The organism is Acinetobacter sp. 778_lipA (genome assembly GCF_058242985.1).
Genome location: NZ_JBZAYT010000001.1, coordinates 160,441 through 177,859, shown reverse-complemented (window position 1 = coordinate 177,859; position 17,419 = coordinate 160,441). Strand labels below are relative to the sequence as shown.

The window sequence follows — 17,419 nt, the reverse complement described above, 5'->3', positions numbered from 1 at the left end:
TCACCTTAGATATGCCAAACTCTCAACTCACTGCTGTGCTTTTCATGGTCTTATCTATGGTGGCTTATCAGATCAGTGCCTCATTTGCAAAACAGTTATTTGAGGTTTTAGATCCGATTACTGTGGTTACCTTAAGATTATGTTTTGCTTCTATTTTAATTATTTTAATGTTCCGTTCTTGGAAAATTATAAAACGTTTACCTTATCTCAGATGGAATGAACTGCTCTACTATAGTGGTTCAGTCTGTTTGATGAATGTGCTGTTCTATGCCTCTTTAGGAAAATTACCTCAAGGCATTGCAGTTGGTTTAGAGTTTTTAGGTCCATTAACTTTGGCACTACTTTCGATTAAGCGAAAAGGTGACTATATTTGGGTGTTTCTTGCCATCATCGGTATTACACTGATGGTGCCTTGGCAAGATGCGACACAACATAATTTTTCCTATCTTGGTGCTGCTTTTGCTTTGGGTGCGGGCATATGCTGGGCGAGTTATATCTATTTCGGGCAAAAAGTTGTACGACAAAATATTGGTATGCATGCGCTTAGTATTGCAATCGTCTTGTCTGCCTTGGTTATGCTGCCAATCAGTGCCGTTCACAACCCAGATGCCTTACTACAAACACAGTACTGGGGCAAAGCCTTGCTGATTGCACTTTTAGCAACCGCCATTCCTTATGCCTTAGATCTGCTTGCTTTAAAACAATTAAGCAAAATGAGCTATGGTACTTTATCGAGTCTATCTCCAGCTCTTGCCGCAATTTCAGGTATGGTATTACTGAATGAACATATTACTGCTTGGCAAACCGTTGCTTTAGTCTGCATTATGATTGCATCGGTAGGAGTAACATTTAGAGCGGCGAAAAGCTCAAATGCTCATTAAAACATTATCAATGCTAACACACTGCCAGTAATACATAATCCCGACCATATTTACGCGGTTTTTAGGAAGAAAAGAAGATCAGCGTAAATAAATGATATAGCCAACCTGTCAATAAACTCAGACACAAGAGCATAATTCTTATTACTTAATATTCCAAATTAAATCAATGATATGTAGAAATAAATTATTTAATTATAAAAATTTGGAATGCCACACTTTTCGTAGGGGATACCAAATCTTGCGCTGCAAACAAAGCCCTGCTTTGTTTTTGCTCATGTTGGGCGAGAGATACATCATGTACCCCCGTCCCACGGCAACATCCATGTCGCTCCACGGTAGGATAATCATCTATGATTTAAACGTACAAAAATGAATTGATAACCAACAGGTTTAGCCCACCAAGCGGATAAGGTCTTTTGCTTTATACTTTTTATATTCGGATAAATACTTCTTCGCTAAGATTAATTTTTGATTTTCATCTAAAATTTTTACGGCTTTTTGAAAAAAAGAATGTTCTTCTTGTTGAATATGATGCGCGATGATTTCAGATAATCGTTTCGCTAAAACCAACCAACGTGAGTGGCTAAAATCAGTTTGTTCTAGCGACTGTAATATTTCATCCATCTCATGATGTTCAGCAAGTGCCAAACGGGTAATATTTAAACCTGAATCCGTCATCATTAACGGCATATAAAAATAGCGATCTTTCGCAACCGCATGGGCAAATAGTTCATTTTTTAATAAATTAAAAATTTTCCTTCGTTCAGGGCTATCGCCTGAGGTATGCGCTAACTGTTCTGACAAATCCTTCTGAATGATATGGCTTTCTCTCAAAGCCTCAAATATATTCATCTAAATCCCTCTTTTTATGATATTTGCCTTCCATTGCTTCGGTTTGTAATTTTCGATCAAGAAACCAACAATATTAGAAGACTAATCAAAAAAAATCCTGACAAAATTTAAGCTTTTTTGTATCAAAAAAATTAACGAGAGCATCTGCGAAATTACGCAATAAACATTTGATAGGCCAAGCGACAAATCAAAATGCTGACCAAAATCAAAAATAAAATTCGAATAAAACCACTGCCATATTTCAGCGCCATTTTCACACCAACCAATGAACCACATACATTGGCAACAGCCATCAGTAGACCCAATTGAAATAACACATGTCCAGTGGGAATAAAGAAACTCAGTGCGGCAAAGTTAGTCATGAAATTACCAATTTTTGAAAGCGCCGACGCATGTAAAAAGTCAACTTTCAGATAACGAATAAAATAGAAGATGAAAAAACTACCTGTGCCCGGTCCAAATATCCCATCATAAAAGCCAATTAATAAGCCACCCACACCCGCGATCAATAACATTTTATGGGTGATTTCTTGTTGAAAATGGACTTGTCCAAATTGCTTTTTAAAAAATGTATAGATTGCGATCACAATCAGCATAAACAATACAAATGGTCGCAAAATTTCTTGGGGGATAAGTGAGACACAAGCAGCGCCAGCAAATGAGCTAATAAATGCCGTGATTCCAATCACCGCCAACAGTTTCCACTGAATTTTGACTTGTTTTAAATATGAAAAAGCAGCCGATGCTGTTCCACAAATCGAAGCCAGTTTATTGGTTCCAAAAACTGTAGCAGTAGGATAATGCGGTAAAGCCCCCATTAATGCAGGAATTTGAATCAGCCCTCCACCTCCAACGGCAGCATCAATTGCCCCTGCACAAAAGGCAAAGAACACCAAACTGAGGATGATATCAAATTCCATAACATTCACTTATCTTTTAAAGGCGTCTATTAACGCTGGGAGACTTAACCGTACTTTGGCTTAATCAGGCTTAAATTTAAACTGAGTAATTTTCTAACGATGAAACGGAATTAAAGATTTAAAACACGTTTAGGCACTAAACGTTTTGTATCTGTAATTTCTGCCAATCCTAAACATTTATCAGCATCAAAAACCAAGACTTCGGTTGAGGCAACATGTTCAATATTGCTTTCCATACCGCGGCAAAAATATTCCGCACGTCCTTCAGGTACTTGAACTTTAGGGAAATGATCGATTGGTGCATATACAGGTAGCAACAAAGCTTCACGCGCTTGTTCAGTCAGGCTTTCCAGATATTCAATGGTATATTCCGGAATCAAATCAAAATGACCAGTTTGAGTTCGATTTAAATATGTTAAATGACCAAATGTCCCCAGTGCTTTGGCAATGTCTTCGCCCAAAACACGAATATAAGTTCCTTTAGAACAGGTAATATCCAGAGTCAGGCTGTGTGGGGTAAACTCAAGCAACTCAATGGCAAAAATATGAATCGGCCGTGCATCACGTTCAATTTCAATTCCCTGACGAGCCAACTCATATAAAGGACGACCCTGTTTTTTTAAGGCTGAATACATCGGAGGAACTTGTTGAATATCCCCAGTAAATTGAGCCAGAACCTGTTGAATACTTTCTTGGCTTAATTCAGGGACATCTTTTTCAAGTAAAACTTCGCCTTCTACATCACCAGTTGTCGTGCTATGGCCTAACTGAATGGTTGTTTGGTAGCGCTTGGTAGAATCTAACAAATAATGTGAAAATTTAGTCGCTTCACCTAAGCAGATTGGTAACAGTCCTGATGCCAAAGGATCAAGCGCTCCTGTATGCCCTGCCTTTTGAGCTCGATATAACCAACGTACTTTTTGTAACGCGGCATTTGAACTAATGCCCAAAGGCTTATTCAATAAAAAAACACCACTGATATGGCGACGCGGTATTTTCTGAGCTTTTGAAGACATATTGGTCTGAATACGGAGAATAATGCGCTATTTTAGCAAAAACCATTCGTCTATTTTTACAAATTTTCTGTTTGAAATTTAGAATTCTATGGCAAATTTTATTTTCAATAAAAAGACTAAAAATTGTAGGAATATTAGATGGATCTATCTAAAAAAATGATTGGGATAATCATTGGTAGTCTCTTGATCATTCTTTTAGCCGTGATTTTTTGGCTAAAACCCAATACAGAGTCTACTGAAACAACATCAACATCTGAAAAAGCACTTCAGCAGCAGACTGGACCATTGACTTCAACTCAGCTCGCTGCATCTGAAGCACAGAACTTTGCCAGTAAAAGCCAACAAGATACGCAAATCAATTGTCAAATCCGCGCTGATGCTTCCAATCGTTTAATTGTTAATGAGCAGACCAAAGATTGTTTTGAATATTTCATTACACAATATGGTGAAAAAACCATTGAGCAAATCAAAGCAGATTTTCTCAGTTATACCAAAATCAGCTATAAAGAGCCTGTGTTATCGCAATTAAATAATCTATGGACACGTTATATCGATTACAGAAGTAAATTAGGCGATTTACCAGCACCCACTGCAGATAAAGAAAGTGCAAAGTACTATCAGCAGATCTTGGTCAACACTCAAAACTTAAGAAAAAAATTCTTCTCAAATTATGAAATTCAAGGCTTATTCGGTACACAGGACACCTATGACCAATATACTGTAGACCGTCTAGAAATTATGGATAATCAAAAATTATCTACGGCTGAAAAAGCGCAAAAACTCAAAGAACTTTTCGAGCAACTTCCAGAAGACTGGAAAGAAAACTTAAAACAACTAAATCAACTTGAAGACTTAAGAAAATTGACAGCGGAGATTAAGGCACGTGGTGGTTCTGCGGAAGAGCTTCGTCAAATGCGCACCAATCTAGTGGGACCAGAAGCGACACAACGCTTAGAAACACTTGATGTACAAAGAAGTGATTGGAAAGGCAAAGTTAATCAATACCTTGCTGCGCGTGACAACATCCTCAAAAGTAATCTGAGTGACTCAGCCAAACAGCGTGCTGTAGAACAATTAAGAGCACAACAATTTGCAAATCAGCAAGAACAACTCAGATTACAAACTTTCGAAACAGTGCATGATCAAGGAGGCAAACTACCTTTTGCGAATTAGTCTATAAATATTTAAAGCAGCCATAAAATGATAAAAAGTCAGAAACAAAAAATATTTAATTCTGAGTTTATGCCACATTCTACGTCTTTGATTTTAAATCTAAGCGTAAGAATTTTATGGAATTTCACATATCAAAGATGCTGCTAAACTTGATGATATAAATTTGAAAATAATATTTATGACAATCTCATAGGAGGGTTAACAAAGACTAGAAATTTGTTAGGGATTAACAAAGCTTTAATGCAACTCGCACTTTTGGTTTCGGGTAATAATGAAAATGATGACATACCCATCGCTTGAAATCATAAGGGTTGTAAGCAAATTTTAGCTTGCAACATAGACTACTTGTTGATCAATAATTCACTTAAAACAAAAAGAGTATTTTAAAATGAAATTTAACATCAATATTCTCGCCCTAAGTTTAATCATTGGACTCAGTTCGATGACTGCATCTGCGTCTGGATTACAAACGGTAAACCCACGTTATGTTAGTTCAGACTATGCAAAAACTAAATACCCCATTGTCTTTAATCATGGAATGTTCGGTTTTACCCGTCTAGGAACCTCATCCTTTGGCTTAGATTATTTCTATCAGATCCTCCCTGATTTAGCCCGTAATGGCGCAAAAGTTTATGCGACTCAAGTTTCCCCATTGGAATCGACACAAGTTCGGGGTGAACAGCTCTTACAGCAAGTCGATGAAGTGATCGCACTGACTGGCTCGCCCAAGGTCAATCTTATTGGGCATAGTCATGGTGGACCAACAATTCGCTATATAGAAATCGTTGCACCAACAAAAGTCGCCTCTTTAACTGCTGTTGCAGGAACAATTAAAGGCTCTAAGGTCGCTGACGATATTGTAAATAATCGAGGTGTAAATGCGCTTCTCACAATTCTCGGTCAATATATCTTAGCACCTGTGATTACACTGCTTGAAGGTAATCCTTCCCTTTCTATAAGCCTTAATAACTCTTTACAAAGTATCAGTGAGAAAGGCTCTGCTGAGTTCAATGCAAAATATCCAAGTGCTGCAATTCCAAAAGACTGTGGCGATGGTCAAAAAGTGACAGCCAATGGTATTTATCATTATTCTTGGACGGGTACGGCTCAATTCACCAACATTTTGGATGTTGTTGATGGCGTAATCTCTACGCTGGCACCGTTGTCTTATAAAAATTTAGATAATGATGGTTTAGTTAGTCGTTGTAATAGCCATTATGGGCAAGTAATCCGAGACAATTACCGACAAACTCACTTGGATGAAGTCAATCAAATTTTAGGACTACATGGCCTATTTTTTGCGCCAAACCCGCTTGATCAATACCGTCAACATGCCAATCGTCTGAAATTACAAGGCTTGTAAATATTGCCGATGAGAGGCGATAAAATGTACTGTTCATTCAGTCTATTTTATAGTTGAATAGTTAATGATTCTGGAACCATTTTTGATACTCAACATCGTATTGAATTTCGAATTCTAGAATCTGATTTGAACTTAGATTTAAAAACCGAAGAAACCAAAGTTACAATCCAAAAAAACATGATCAAAATTAATATATTACACTCAATAAATTTAAGATTGAGGTATTAAAACCCCCAAATAATAAAATAGATGGAGCTTTAAAATGAAATATGGACGTATTATCGCCAGTCTACTTCTGACGAGTACATTAACAACTGCACATGCATCTAATGCGCAACAAGTGACTGTTAGCAAAGTAAATTCTGAGTATGCAAAAACCAAATATCCTGTGGTATTTGTGCATGGTATGGCTGGGTTTATTCGTGTTGGCGATGTTTTAGGATTAGACTACTGGTATCAAATTTTACCAGATTTGGCTCGTAACGGCGCCAATACGTGGGCCACACGAGTATCTCCTTTTAATTCTACCGAAGTGCGCGGTGAGCAATTGGCACAACAAGTGGAAGAGATTCTAGCAATTACTGGCAGTCAAAAAGTCAATCTGATCGGACATTCTCATGGCGGTCCAACCAGCCGCTATGTCGCAGGTATTATGCCTAATCAAATTGCTTCTGTCACAGCTGTTGGCTCTCCACAGAAAGGCAGTCCTGTTGCAAACCTAGTCTTAAGCGTAGAAGGCACACCGATCCAAGGCCCATTGGTAAGTATCGTAAACTTATTTTCAAAAGCAATTGTCTGGGCACAAGGTCTTAATCCCAATGAACTCCCTCATGATGCCTTGGCGGGTGGGAAAAGCTTAACTATTGAAGGTTCTGCACTCTTTAACAGTAAATTTCCCATGGGTGTCGGTAACACAACTTGTGGTGAAGGGGCGTATCAAGAAAAAGGAATTCAATTTTACTCATTTACCGGCAATACGGCTGTTACAAATCTTCTAGACTTGGATTCTGCTCTACTTGGTACAAGTCTCTTGATTAACGCTGGTCGTGATAATGATGGTTTAGTCTCACGATGTAGTGCTAAATTTGGTAAAACTATTCGGGATGATTACCGCTGGAACCACTTAGATGAGGTCAATCAAGTTTTAGGATTACGTGCAATTTTTTCACCAGACCCAGTGCAGGTCTACCGTGAACATACCAATCGTCTAAAATTACAAGGGCTTTAACAGAAGCAAGAAATAAAAAAATGCGCCATTTGGCGCATTTTTTAGCTGTAAAGCAAAGTTAAAATTAACCTTGTTTACGTGCTGGTAATTTTTCACGAATACGAGCAGCTTTACCAGACAATTCACGTAGGTAATAAAGCTTAGCACGACGAACGTCACCACGACGTTTCACTTCGATTTTAGCAACAATTGGAGAGTGAGTTTGGAATACACGCTCAACACCAACACCGCTAGAAATTTTACGTACAGTGAACGCAGAGTTCAAGCCACGGTTTTTCTTCGCAATTACTACGCCTTCAAAAGCCTGAAGACGCTCACGCTCACCTTCTTTTACTTTTACTTGAACGATAACTGTGTCACCAGGAGCAAAAGCTGGGATATCAGTTTTTAACTGTTGGTTTTCAATTGCTTGAACTAAAGGATGTTTACCACTCATTGTGGGAATCTCCGTTTTGCGGGACAGAAGAGGTCTGCACAACCGCTGGGGATAGAGGCTAAATCGCGTATCAACCCGTTTATCTTTCCCTTTACTTCTGATGTTACTCAGATCAATAAAGAGCCTAATATAAGTACTTAAAAATAAGTATTTTCTCGAAGCCGACTTCTTATGGAACTTAAATTCCTCAGGGCAATAATCATGAATTATTGCTATTTCCTGACTTAGAAGTACAGCTTCTGACTCGCGTTCAAACAAACATAATCAATGCTTGCCTACCATCGCTCATCTTTTAGCCATCTTTTTTGCTGCTTGGTCAACTCAACTTGTTCCACCAACTCAGGTCGGCGTTCTAAAGTGCGTTGATAGCGTTGCAAAAACCGCCATTTTTCAATATTGGCATGGTGCCCTGACTTAAGTACTTCAGGAACATCCAAACCTTCAAAATGATCTGGCTTGGTATATTGTGGGCAATCTAAAAGACCATCCACAAAAGAGTCCTGCACTGCAGATTGTTCATCTGACATGGTATTCGGCAAACGTCGAATAATACTGTCTAATAAAACCATCGCAGGGAGTTCGCCACCTGATAATACGTAATCACCTATTGACCATTCCTGATCAACATATTTTTGGATCAAACGCTCATCAACACCCTCATAACGTCCACACAGTACAATTAATCCATCATATTCAACAAATTGCTGTACTGCTGGTTCATTTAAGGTCTGTCCTTGCGGTGACATATACACCACAGGAACCTGAACTGCACCTGCTTGCTTTGCAAGTTCTTTCGCATGGTGGATGGCTTTTGCCAATGGCTCAGCCATCATCACCATACCAGGACCACCACCAAATGGACGTTCATCCACTCGTTTGTAGTTACCTTCAGCAAATTCTCGCGGATTGATACAATGAACTTGTACAATGTCACGCTTTGCTGCTCGCCCGCTAATTCCGTACGCTGTAATCGCTTCAAACATTTCAGGAAAAAGCGTAATGACTGCAAAAAACATCGCAGACTCCTCTATTTTCCTGCTGCGCCAATCCTTATCGGATTAGAAATCTACGCCCCAATTGACATAGATACGACCAGCTTCGAGATCAACGCGTTGTACCACATCTTTATGCCATGGAATCATTCGCTCTTCGCCATCGATGCTATCTGCTGTTGCACGAACAACCATGACATCATTGGCGCCTGTTTCAAACAATTCATGGATTTGACCAAGATTTACTTCCTGCTCTTCATCATTCAGACCTAATACAATTAGACCCTTTAAATCAGACCAGTAATACTCGTCCACGCCTGCTTGAGGCAGTTGCGATTTTGAAATCCAAACATTAGCACCAACTAAGTTATCTGCTGCAGTGCGATCACTCACACTTTTCAACGAAACAACCAAGCCTTTGCCATGTGGTTTCCAACGTTTTACGTCTACAATTTGCCAACCTTCTTTGGTCTCAATGTACCAAGGGAGGTAGTCAAATATGTTGCCCATAGGTTCTGTATTGGAATAGACCCAGAGCCACCCATTTAATCCATATGCTGAACGTAGCTGTCCAATCTGAATACGATCTTCGGGCACATTCTGTGCTGGTGTCATGGGCTTACTGCCTAATTAAAGGTTTAATTATGCAGTAGCTGCAGCTTTCTTAGCTTGAGCAGCTAAAGAAGCAACACGTTCAGACGGTTGAGCGCCTTGAGCAACCCAATGAGCAAAACGATCAGCATCTAAACGAAGTTTTTCTGCTTTACCTTGAGCTGTAGGGTTAAAGAAACCAATACGTTCGATGAAACGACCGTCACGCGCATTGCGGCTATCAGTTACGATTACTTGATAGAACGGACGTTTTTTAGCACCACCGCGTGCTAGACGAATTACAACCATGATAGAACCTTATAGTTTTTACGGATTATCCTTGTACCGACCATCGACACATTTCAAACCCCTTTCATAGAGGGCGATATTTTACGTTATCTTTGGCTTGAAAGAAAGATCAAATTTTATTTATCCACAATTTTGAATTTGATTTTTATCTGCCATCCCAATTTGTAGTTGCTGATGGGGTGCAGGTTGAGCCTTTGGTCCAACATTTCTGCCCTTGGCTATTTAATCCGATATCCCCATTCCCATCTTGTTGTGAACCAGAAATTGGGGTAGCCGTTAAAGACCATGTTAAATTATCTGTAGGAATTTCTAACTTAACTTTGTATTTTGTCGCTCCTGTACTCGGATAATCTTCTTCAAATGCTCCGTTTTCCAATTTCGCATCTTTATATGTGCCTTTCGCCATTTTATAATTGGATAAATTTCGAGCAATCTGAAGCATTTCACTTTGTGCATCAACTCGATTTGTTCGAACAATATATTCTTGATATGACGGATAAGCGATTGCAGCTAAAATTCCTATAATTGCAACAACAATTAATAGCTCAACTAATGTAAAACCTTTTGATTTCATAATTTTCACCATGATGTAACATCACTACCTGTACACGCTATAAAAGTGACACTATCTTTGGTTTTACAACGAAGCCCTTCACTCGTCATAAGTAAATTATAGTTTTTAACGTCTGTACTTTCTGCTTTTATTGCCCAACCAAATCCAGATACACTTGAATTCATCAGCGATAAGTTCTGACTAGATAAATCGTTAAGTGTAATTTTGTATTTAATATTATCTCCAGTTGATCCAACAGGAACTGAAATCACTTCGGACGAGTTTGAACTATATAAATTTTTTAAATCAAAATTTTGATAAGTGAGATTCTTAGATTTAAATATCTCTAACTGATTTGCAATTTTCTGCATTTCCTGTTGAGCTTGCGCCGCTGCCGCCCGCCGAACATGATCTTGATAGTTTGGATAAATAATAGCTGCTAAAATTGTAATGATAACAATGACAACCATTAGTTCTATTAATGTAAAACCATAAGTATTCCTGTGACAAGCTTGGCTTGTCACAGTTCCATATCGATTAATTCTTCTTAGCTTCAACATATTTTTCATACCATCGGATTGGGTTTAAAATCTTATTACACTCCCATCTTCCTTTTCCTTGTTGTAAACCCAGCAAAGTTAAGGCACCACAATTATTACCAGTATTATTTCCACCACCAGTATCATCTGGACCAAAAGTAATGCCTTGAATACCAGGCCCTAAGATGTTTTGGTTCTTGCCATCTACAATTTGAAAACCAGTACTTTTTTCAAGGTTCCAATCGACGACGCCTTTTGAATCTAAACAAGCCCCATACGGCAAACAGAACTGCTGAGTATTACTTTCACCAATAATTCGAGGCTGACAAGGGTTTTGTTTATCAACAATACCTGTCCCCTCTGGGTCATAAACTGGAACAATAAGCCTACCTGTCATTGCAACAGGTTCTTCTTCAAATGCTTTTACCCCACCAGCTGTTCGACCAAATACCGGATTTCCATTCTGATCACTAGAGAGTGAACGATACCATCCTTGCATCCCTGTTTTAGCGTATGGGAAAAAAGTCGAAGAAATGATACCTGTTATGTTTTGTGGATTTTCTTTTAAATATTTTAAAGTAATATCAATAGATTTTAGATCAATGTCTTTATAAACACCTGTCTGAGGATCTTTGATACCTGTAATCAACCCACTATCAGCAATATCGCGATCAATGAGTCCATAAACTTTATTTGATGGACGTCCAGTTAACTCATTCAGAGGTAACATGAGTTCACGACCTTTATTCGGTGAAACATCCAAGGGGGTACTACGATCACCAGATGCAATACCAACCATAACAAAAGTTGAGGCCGCTTCATCATGTACAGTTAACGTTGGTGGTTGATAGAAACGAGGTTGATCTCCATTTGTAATACTTGTTCCATCCGCTTTTGTTGCAAGATTTCCTAAACGAACAACTCTTTTCCCAAAGGATGCTACTGGAGTATTTTTGGCATTATTTAAATCAACACGAAATACTTGCCCGCCTAAATCACCGAAATAGAGGTTATCAACTAAGCCATCTCCATCACGATCCAGAGTACTGATTCTACTCACCACACTATGGGTCATATTTGCATTGTTGGTATTCGCATTAGTATTACTCGCCCACCAAATTCTCTCACCCGTTTTTGCATTGATGATATAAACAGCATTACCATCTGCCTGTGCTTTATTGTTACATGAGGTAGATGGATAATCTGTATTGGAATTTGATGAATTCAGTTTAAATCTTGGATTCTCATAGCACATATCATAACCACCACCCACAATCATCACTCGAGTAATTTGGTTGTTATATCGAATATTGGCTAGTACAGGTTTAGACCAAGTTTGCCCCATACGAGTGTAGTCGCCTGTCCCACCAAGAATACGGAAAAGTAATTTAGGTGCGCTTGGATTAAGGACATCTAAGCCATAATAGCTTTTCCCCCCCATACGCATACCACCATATACATTCATTTTATTTGCAACGACTGAGGTTTCTGTATCATTTCCGCCAGTCACCTTATAATCTGAATCTGCAACCCAAGCGCCATTAATCCCTTGTGTAACACCATTTAGATCTGACTCATCTTTCCTTAGCGCTTTTGATAAAGTACTGTCCTGCAAAATTTCAGTAGGAACAAATACCATCTGCTCTTCACCAGTCAAAGAATTGACGATACGTAAGGCACCTTCCATACTGCCATAAAGTACAGACTGATCACGGGTAGACTTTAAATTGCCATCTGCATCTAATGTTCCCTTATAAGTCATTTGTACTGGAAAAGAATGAATACTTGCCCCCATAGATGTGAAAGCATCTTTAGGGGTATCTAGGCTATTTGGAAGCTGTGTAGAGCTTAGGTTTAAGTCATAACCTAAATAATTTAATAATTTTAACTGAATATCTAATGTTAAATTTTTTAACCTGCTGTCTGTCTTAAACTTGTCCAGTAAATTTGTTGCAGTGGTGGCAGATTGAGTGACTAAAAATAAATCTGAATTTTTACCTGTGGAAGTAATTACTCCACCTGATGCGACACTTTTAATATCTGAAAAAAGCGGTCTATAGCCATTAGGACTTACTACTGTTGGTAATTTAATTTTTGAATAGACACCACCCGCTGTAACACCATCACCATCAGTTAGAGAGGTACTGTTCCAAATATCTTGAGAACTTGGATTGAGCAATCCATTGGTTTGGAAAACAAAGTTGCTTCCTGATTTTAAAGCGCCACCTTGAATACTGTATTTTTTCAAGTTCCCCGTCCAAGTGATATTCTGAGTCCCTGGTTTTGGTTCTAAAGCTCTCAAATATCCATAAGGTTGGAAGGATTGTGGACTTAAGGCATCTACAGGAACAGAAATCGCCCCCGTTGATAATGGACTAATTAGATTTTTTCCTAAATTATCAATAAATTTAATTACGCTGTTGGTAATTTCACTTGAATCTTTAGCAATAAAAAACCCGCCATTACCATAACCAGGGTTAGGGGTTTTATAACTCGGTGCTGTAGGAGAACATTGATCATCTGATTTTCGATCATCTTGTGTTCGGGAACTAAGCCTACAGGCATTTTCTACATAGCCATTCCTCAGATCATTCATTTCATTACCAAAACCTACAAAAGAAGTTTGGATAGAGACACCTGTTGGATTCTTGGTTTTATTAAATAGTTTTTTTGCAAATTCTCCCATACAACGCCAACCACCTGGACTATCTCCGTCATAGGCTTCTACGAGTCCGCCAGTACAACTAAAATTATCACCAAATGTATCTAGCGTGGTTGCCATTAAGCGACTTGATCTAGCTTCAGTTGTATAATTGGCCGCACCATCGGAAAGAATATACACCCCTTGCCCATCACAGCTTTGGCGATCAGCAACAGCAGGAAGTGGAGAGTTATAGGTTGTATTATCAGCGACTTTTGTATCATTTGAAGATTTTGTAAATCCACTATCACTATTGGCATATAAAACAATACCTGTTTTATTATAACAAGTGCCATCATCATAGCCATTTGCGCTACATTTTTGAGCTATTAAACCACTCGTATTGGTAGAACTTGCTGCAGTCCAAGAAATACAATCTGTTCCCGCATTATTCCACTCATTACATTGAGAATATCTAAGGCTCCCCCTGTAATAATATGAAAAGAGGAAAGGGGCATTATTTAAATAGATGGATTGTAAGGTGTTTGTTCCCATTAAATATGCTGCTGCTTCTGCATAGGCATGGGCTGTTGGTGTGACACCACCTGCCGTCAAATCTTTAATTGCATTTTTTAGAGCTGTTCTTTGTGTAGAATTCACTGCTCCTAGCTCTTTGGCAGGCACCAAAATTTGACCACTCCGACCATCACCATTGGTAGAATAGTTCCCTAAACCAACACGAACTTGTCTTAATGAAGCCTCATCACTATTTAAAAATGCAAACATTCCATCTTTTAAACGTGTTAATCGATCATAGCCTACTTTAGTACCATACCAATCTGTACAGTATTTACGCTCATAAGGTACTGTTGATGTCTTATTCTCCGTTCTAATCCTATAACACCTATCATCATCAAAAGCAGCCATAGAGCCTGAAGTATCCAACATCATCACTAACGTCTTTTTTCCTGCTGTAGGTGCAGCATAAATCTGTAAATCATTTGCTTGAGTGACAGAAGATACAATCAGAAATGTACCGACAAACGTAGTAAATCCAACTGTTCCTAAATTTAATTTTTTTTGCTTGGCTGCATAACTCAATGAGGCCGTAAGCTTTTTAGATTTCATTTTACATTCCCCTAAATTTATACTGGCGCCTTAACCATTTTTATAAATGTTTGTAAATTAAACTCTTGGACTTGGCTGTTAACTGGAATACCAAGATTTACGAGACATTGTGCTGTTGTTTGCAGAGCACTAGATTCCGCATCTGAATTATCATTCACATTTTCTTTTAAACATGCTTGAGCAGCGGACAAGTTTTTAGCATAAATGGGCATTACTGCTACTGTCGTCATCCGAATACGTTTTTGCTCAGTTACCCCTTGTGGAATTGTTTGTCCACCACTTACATTAATATTTCTTGCAAGTAATGCCAAAGGCGGCAAATCGGATGTATCTGTTGGAATTTTAATAGAAACCTGAGTCACTACACCTCGTCTTGCACTACCAAAGTCAGTGGTTAAATTACAAAAATTATCTGTACTTCCCTCAACCAACTCCACATCAGAACTCACATTTCTAAGTACAGCCATAGATGTAACTGAACCAAAACGAGTACTCACTCTAGGTTTATAGCAAAATACATATTCTTTACCAGGTTCTGTATCTGCATCTTTCAAAGCCTTACCTATAACACTTGAAAGATTCACTTGCTTATTTAAATCCTCTAAAAAAACCTGGTTAATTGGTGTATCAGCTGTTTGGCTTGAAAGCTGACTAATTTGCGCATTTGTCGCAATATTCAATGTTGTCATAGAGGTCCGAATCGCCATTACTCCAACTATTGTTAAAAATAACAACATCATCATAACAACGATAATCGTTGACCCTTTCTGCTTGCTTAGGTTAGTTCGATGTTTCATAAATCTTCTCTCCTAAGCCATTTCTTAAAGCAATATTTGTTGTATATAAACGTCGTAAATATTTGGTGTTTTTATCCGTTAAAGTCACTTCACCATCAGGGAAATTAAAGCTTTCTTTAGAGGGGTCTATATTTTTATTTGTTATTGGATCTTTAGAGCGAACCAAAACCATCATTCTAATCGAGACAACTCTAGGTATATTGGGAGAGGACGCCCCTTTTACTGCAGTCTTAAATTGCTCAATTGTGTAATAGCTAAAATTGTTTCCAGCTTTTGCTCCAATGTAAAATCTAACAAGATCCACTCTCGGCATAATCACTTCACCATTGTTTGAATCATTTAATCCAGCAATAGAAGGGACACTACTTCCTGGAGTGTTTGCATCACAAGCCAATGCCAAGTTACCATTATCTGTCCTTAAAAAATAACGTTGAATAACATACTCACTAGCCTTTACTTCTCTACCTTCACAATTCATCATTTTATTGGGTGCTTGAAACATAATTGTTAGTTGATCACTACTCGAACTCGTCCCAGTAGAACCTCCTGATTTTGTTAACAATCCCGCACTTACATCTTTTAACTGTAGATTTGCCTTGCCTAAAGCTGGATCAGCACTGGTAAAAATAATTCCGCCATTGGGTGTTGTTGTATCTAACACTGGATTATTTACATTTCCAAAATTCGCTAGACGAATATCTCTAGCAATATAATCAACACCGAACACACCACTATCTTGTAACTCTGCACTTGCTTCTTGCATTTTTGCCGTAATTAAACCACCTGTGAATAATTGCAAAGCTGCAGCGCTAATAATAAGACCAATGGCAAGAGCAACGATCAACTCAATTAGTGTGAAACCCTTCTGAGGTCCCATTATTTTTTGCTTCGTCATGAATCTCATTTAATATGCCTCCATCATTAGGCATTTTGCAGTAAACACATACGTTCCTGTGCTACTCATACAAGCACTATAATCACTTGCTTTTAATTTCGATGCAGTTTCATCCCAAGCAGCGAATAAGCATTGCCTTTTTATTGTACTGCCTACCCCTGGACAATCCGTCATTGTAATACTAATACCGATTTTTGATGCTGCATCAGCAGCCAAATATGAATCATAATCAGCCATTTCTGCTGGCGTACATGTGGCATTAAAACATTTTTTTTTCGGAGACTTCTCTCCCACTCCAATATAGTTTTTTACTGCAGCAGGATAACTAGATTGACCATTAGGATTAGCTCGAATACTTTCTGTTAAGCCTCTCAAAATTAGGGTTGCTTGAGATCTTGTAAGCGCTTCACCAGTCGCGTCCACCGCCCTTAACTGTAAAGCAGTAAATCCCAAAACCCCGATCGCAAGTAAAACCAGAGCAACTAAAACTTCAACCAACCCCACACCCAATTGATTCTTCCTATTCTTCATGAGCATGCTCCATTCTTTTTAGAGGATACAATTCCAATAACTGATACTGTTATTTCGGTAATTTCCTTATTACCACATATTGTTATTTTCCTTGCCTTTAAGTTGGTACTCGGCACATTATCAAGTGATGACCCAATAGCACTAAAAACAACATTTAAGTCACCACCAACACTAACAGCCTTATCAATATTGGCTAAAATGACACGTTTTGCATCAATGAAATTTGAAGCATTGGCGCTACTAACACCTGCTTTGGTTAAACAAAGTGTCTTTGTTATTTCCTGATTCGAGCCATCTTTATTTGGACAAACGATCACAGACATTTTCATTGATGATGCACGGCTCTTCGCTTCTTTTAGTGCTTTCATTAACTCTTCATTGCTTTTATTTGCCTGATAGGTTGCTAAGAGCTTTGAAAAAGAGGGTGCTGCAATCGATGCAACAATTGCCAGAACAGCAATCGTCACCATTAACTCAATTAAGGTGAATCCCCGATTATTTTGCATTGCTACTCCCCATTGCAACAAAACTTTACCCTATTAAAAATCATAGCTTAAATACTTACAAAACCAAT

Annotated in this window: 18 protein-coding genes; 4 read left to right on the top strand and 14 right to left on the bottom strand. The window is 38.4% G+C overall.

Annotated elements, in window-relative coordinates; translation table 11 throughout:
• The first annotated feature begins 11 nt into the window (after nt 1-11).
• On the top strand, nt 12-881 hold the full coding sequence (locus tag AC4CUY_RS00880; protein WP_336952271.1) for an EamA family transporter: 870 nt from the start codon (nt 12-14) through the stop codon (nt 879-881).
• A gap of 390 nt (nt 882-1,271) precedes the next feature.
• Here the strand turns inward: AC4CUY_RS00880 and AC4CUY_RS00875 are convergent, their stop codons facing one another.
• The 3 genes from AC4CUY_RS00875 to truB all read right to left on the bottom strand — a co-directional run bounded on the left by AC4CUY_RS00875 (nt 1,272) and on the right by truB (nt 3,669).
• A complete protein-coding gene (locus AC4CUY_RS00875) occupies nt 1,272-1,733 on the bottom strand; it encodes a hemerythrin domain-containing protein (protein WP_336952273.1) in 462 nt (153 codons plus the stop codon).
• A gap of 152 nt (nt 1,734-1,885) precedes the next feature.
• Entirely contained in the window at nt 1,886-2,653 is a 768-nt protein-coding gene (locus tag AC4CUY_RS00870) for a sulfite exporter TauE/SafE family protein (protein ID WP_419327026.1), read from the bottom strand.
• A 110-nt stretch (nt 2,654-2,763) separates the two neighbouring features.
• On the bottom strand, nt 2,764-3,669 hold the full coding sequence (truB, locus tag AC4CUY_RS00865) for a tRNA pseudouridine(55) synthase TruB (RefSeq protein WP_336952276.1): 906 nt from the start codon (nt 3,667-3,669) through the stop codon (nt 2,764-2,766).
• Nucleotides 3,670-3,807: 138 nt separating this feature from the next.
• On the opposite strand from truB, the gene AC4CUY_RS00860 reads away from it, so the two are divergent.
• The 3 genes from AC4CUY_RS00860 (at nt 3,808) to AC4CUY_RS00850 (ending at nt 7,433) form a co-directional block, all read left to right on the top strand.
• Nucleotides 3,808-4,842, top strand: a complete 1,035-nt coding sequence (locus AC4CUY_RS00860) for a lipase secretion chaperone (protein ID WP_419358982.1) — start codon at nt 3,808-3,810, stop codon at nt 4,840-4,842.
• Nucleotides 4,843-5,230: 388 nt separating this feature from the next.
• Nucleotides 5,231-6,205 (top strand): esterase/lipase family protein, encoded by a 975-nt coding sequence (locus AC4CUY_RS00855; RefSeq protein ID WP_336952278.1) that lies wholly within the window; start codon nt 5,231-5,233, stop codon nt 6,203-6,205.
• A 262-nt stretch (nt 6,206-6,467) separates the two neighbouring features.
• Nucleotides 6,468-7,433 (top strand): lipase family alpha/beta hydrolase, encoded by a 966-nt coding sequence (locus AC4CUY_RS00850; protein ID WP_336952279.1) that lies wholly within the window; start codon nt 6,468-6,470, stop codon nt 7,431-7,433.
• Between the two features lie 64 nt (nt 7,434-7,497).
• On the opposite strand, the gene rplS is transcribed toward AC4CUY_RS00850, so the two are convergent.
• From rplS to AC4CUY_RS00795, 11 genes are all read right to left on the bottom strand, one after another.
• Nucleotides 7,498-7,869, bottom strand: a complete 372-nt coding sequence (gene rplS, locus AC4CUY_RS00845; protein ID WP_234623337.1) for a 50S ribosomal protein L19 — start codon at nt 7,867-7,869, stop codon at nt 7,498-7,500.
• 275 nt (nt 7,870-8,144) lie between these two features.
• On the bottom strand, nt 8,145-8,885 hold the full coding sequence (trmD, locus tag AC4CUY_RS00840) for a tRNA (guanosine(37)-N1)-methyltransferase TrmD (protein ID WP_419358983.1): 741 nt from the start codon (nt 8,883-8,885) through the stop codon (nt 8,145-8,147).
• A gap of 42 nt (nt 8,886-8,927) precedes the next feature.
• The gene (gene rimM / locus AC4CUY_RS00835) at nt 8,928-9,476 is read right to left on the bottom strand and encodes a ribosome maturation factor RimM (protein ID WP_490773555.1); all 549 of its coding nucleotides are present in this window, start codon (nt 9,474-9,476) and stop codon (nt 8,928-8,930) included.
• Between the two features lie 27 nt (nt 9,477-9,503).
• Nucleotides 9,504-9,761, bottom strand: coding sequence for a 30S ribosomal protein S16 (gene rpsP, locus AC4CUY_RS00830; RefSeq protein ID WP_004718284.1), 258 nt, complete (start codon nt 9,759-9,761; stop codon nt 9,504-9,506).
• A 145-nt stretch (nt 9,762-9,906) separates the two neighbouring features.
• Complete coding sequence (locus tag AC4CUY_RS00825; RefSeq protein WP_419359059.1) at nt 9,907-10,338, bottom strand: type IV pilin protein; 432 nt, start codon at nt 10,336-10,338, stop codon at nt 9,907-9,909.
• Nucleotides 10,339-10,340: 2 nt separating this feature from the next.
• The gene (locus tag AC4CUY_RS00820) at nt 10,341-10,874 is read right to left on the bottom strand and encodes a type IV pilin protein (protein WP_336952283.1); all 534 of its coding nucleotides are present in this window, start codon (nt 10,872-10,874) and stop codon (nt 10,341-10,343) included.
• On the bottom strand, nt 10,852-14,622 hold the full coding sequence (locus AC4CUY_RS00815; protein WP_490773554.1) for a pilus assembly protein: 3,771 nt from the start codon (nt 14,620-14,622) through the stop codon (nt 10,852-10,854). The genes AC4CUY_RS00820 and AC4CUY_RS00815 overlap by 23 nt, the downstream gene beginning before the upstream one ends.
• Before the next feature lie 17 nt (nt 14,623-14,639).
• Nucleotides 14,640-15,419: a pilus assembly PilX family protein gene (locus tag AC4CUY_RS00810; protein WP_419358987.1), complete on the bottom strand. Its 780-nt coding sequence runs from the start codon at nt 15,417-15,419 to the stop codon at nt 14,640-14,642.
• Entirely contained in the window at nt 15,403-16,314 is a 912-nt protein-coding gene (locus tag AC4CUY_RS00805) for a PilW family protein (RefSeq protein WP_419358989.1), read from the bottom strand. Before AC4CUY_RS00805 ends, AC4CUY_RS00810 begins: the two co-directional genes overlap by 17 nt.
• 9 nt (nt 16,315-16,323) lie before the next feature.
• The gene (pilV, locus tag AC4CUY_RS00800) at nt 16,324-16,845 is read right to left on the bottom strand and encodes a type IV pilus modification protein PilV (protein WP_490773553.1); all 522 of its coding nucleotides are present in this window, start codon (nt 16,843-16,845) and stop codon (nt 16,324-16,326) included.
• The gene (locus AC4CUY_RS00795) at nt 16,842-17,351 is read right to left on the bottom strand and encodes a pilus assembly FimT family protein (protein WP_419358993.1); all 510 of its coding nucleotides are present in this window, start codon (nt 17,349-17,351) and stop codon (nt 16,842-16,844) included. Before AC4CUY_RS00795 ends, pilV begins: the two co-directional genes overlap by 4 nt.
• Nucleotides 17,352-17,419: the final 68 nt, after the last annotated feature.

What these genes read in the sequence shown, in the direction of transcription:
- AC4CUY_RS00880 (WP_336952271.1), top strand. Translation starts at nt 12, where the DNA reads ATGCCAAACTCTCAACTCACTGCTGTGCTTTTCATGGTCTTATCTATG.
- AC4CUY_RS00875 (WP_336952273.1), bottom strand. Translation starts at nt 1,733, where the DNA reads ATGAATATATTTGAGGCTTTGAGAGAAAGCCATATCATTCAGAAGGAT.
- AC4CUY_RS00870 (WP_419327026.1), bottom strand. Translation starts at nt 2,653, where the DNA reads ATGGAATTTGATATCATCCTCAGTTTGGTGTTCTTTGCCTTTTGTGCA.
- truB (WP_336952276.1), bottom strand. Translation starts at nt 3,669, where the DNA reads ATGTCTTCAAAAGCTCAGAAAATACCGCGTCGCCATATCAGTGGTGTT.
- AC4CUY_RS00860 (WP_419358982.1), top strand. Translation starts at nt 3,808, where the DNA reads ATGGATCTATCTAAAAAAATGATTGGGATAATCATTGGTAGTCTCTTG.
- AC4CUY_RS00855 (WP_336952278.1), top strand. Translation starts at nt 5,231, where the DNA reads ATGAAATTTAACATCAATATTCTCGCCCTAAGTTTAATCATTGGACTC.
- AC4CUY_RS00850 (WP_336952279.1), top strand. Translation starts at nt 6,468, where the DNA reads ATGAAATATGGACGTATTATCGCCAGTCTACTTCTGACGAGTACATTA.
- rplS (WP_234623337.1), bottom strand. Translation starts at nt 7,869, where the DNA reads ATGAGTGGTAAACATCCTTTAGTTCAAGCAATTGAAAACCAACAGTTA.
- trmD (WP_419358983.1), bottom strand. Translation starts at nt 8,885, where the DNA reads ATGTTTTTTGCAGTCATTACGCTTTTTCCTGAAATGTTTGAAGCGATT.
- rimM (WP_490773555.1), bottom strand. Translation starts at nt 9,476, where the DNA reads ATGACACCAGCACAGAATGTGCCCGAAGATCGTATTCAGATTGGACAG.
- rpsP (WP_004718284.1), bottom strand. Translation starts at nt 9,761, where the DNA reads ATGGTTGTAATTCGTCTAGCACGCGGTGGTGCTAAAAAACGTCCGTTC.
- AC4CUY_RS00820 (WP_336952283.1), bottom strand. Translation starts at nt 10,874, where the DNA reads ATGTTGAAGCTAAGAAGAATTAATCGATATGGAACTGTGACAAGCCAA.
- AC4CUY_RS00815 (WP_490773554.1), bottom strand. Translation starts at nt 14,622, where the DNA reads ATGAAATCTAAAAAGCTTACGGCCTCATTGAGTTATGCAGCCAAGCAA.
- AC4CUY_RS00810 (WP_419358987.1), bottom strand. Translation starts at nt 15,419, where the DNA reads ATGAAACATCGAACTAACCTAAGCAAGCAGAAAGGGTCAACGATTATC.
- AC4CUY_RS00805 (WP_419358989.1), bottom strand. Translation starts at nt 16,314, where the DNA reads ATGACGAAGCAAAAAATAATGGGACCTCAGAAGGGTTTCACACTAATT.
- pilV (WP_490773553.1), bottom strand. Translation starts at nt 16,845, where the DNA reads ATGAAGAATAGGAAGAATCAATTGGGTGTGGGGTTGGTTGAAGTTTTA.
- AC4CUY_RS00795 (WP_419358993.1), bottom strand. Translation starts at nt 17,351, where the DNA reads ATGCAAAATAATCGGGGATTCACCTTAATTGAGTTAATGGTGACGATT.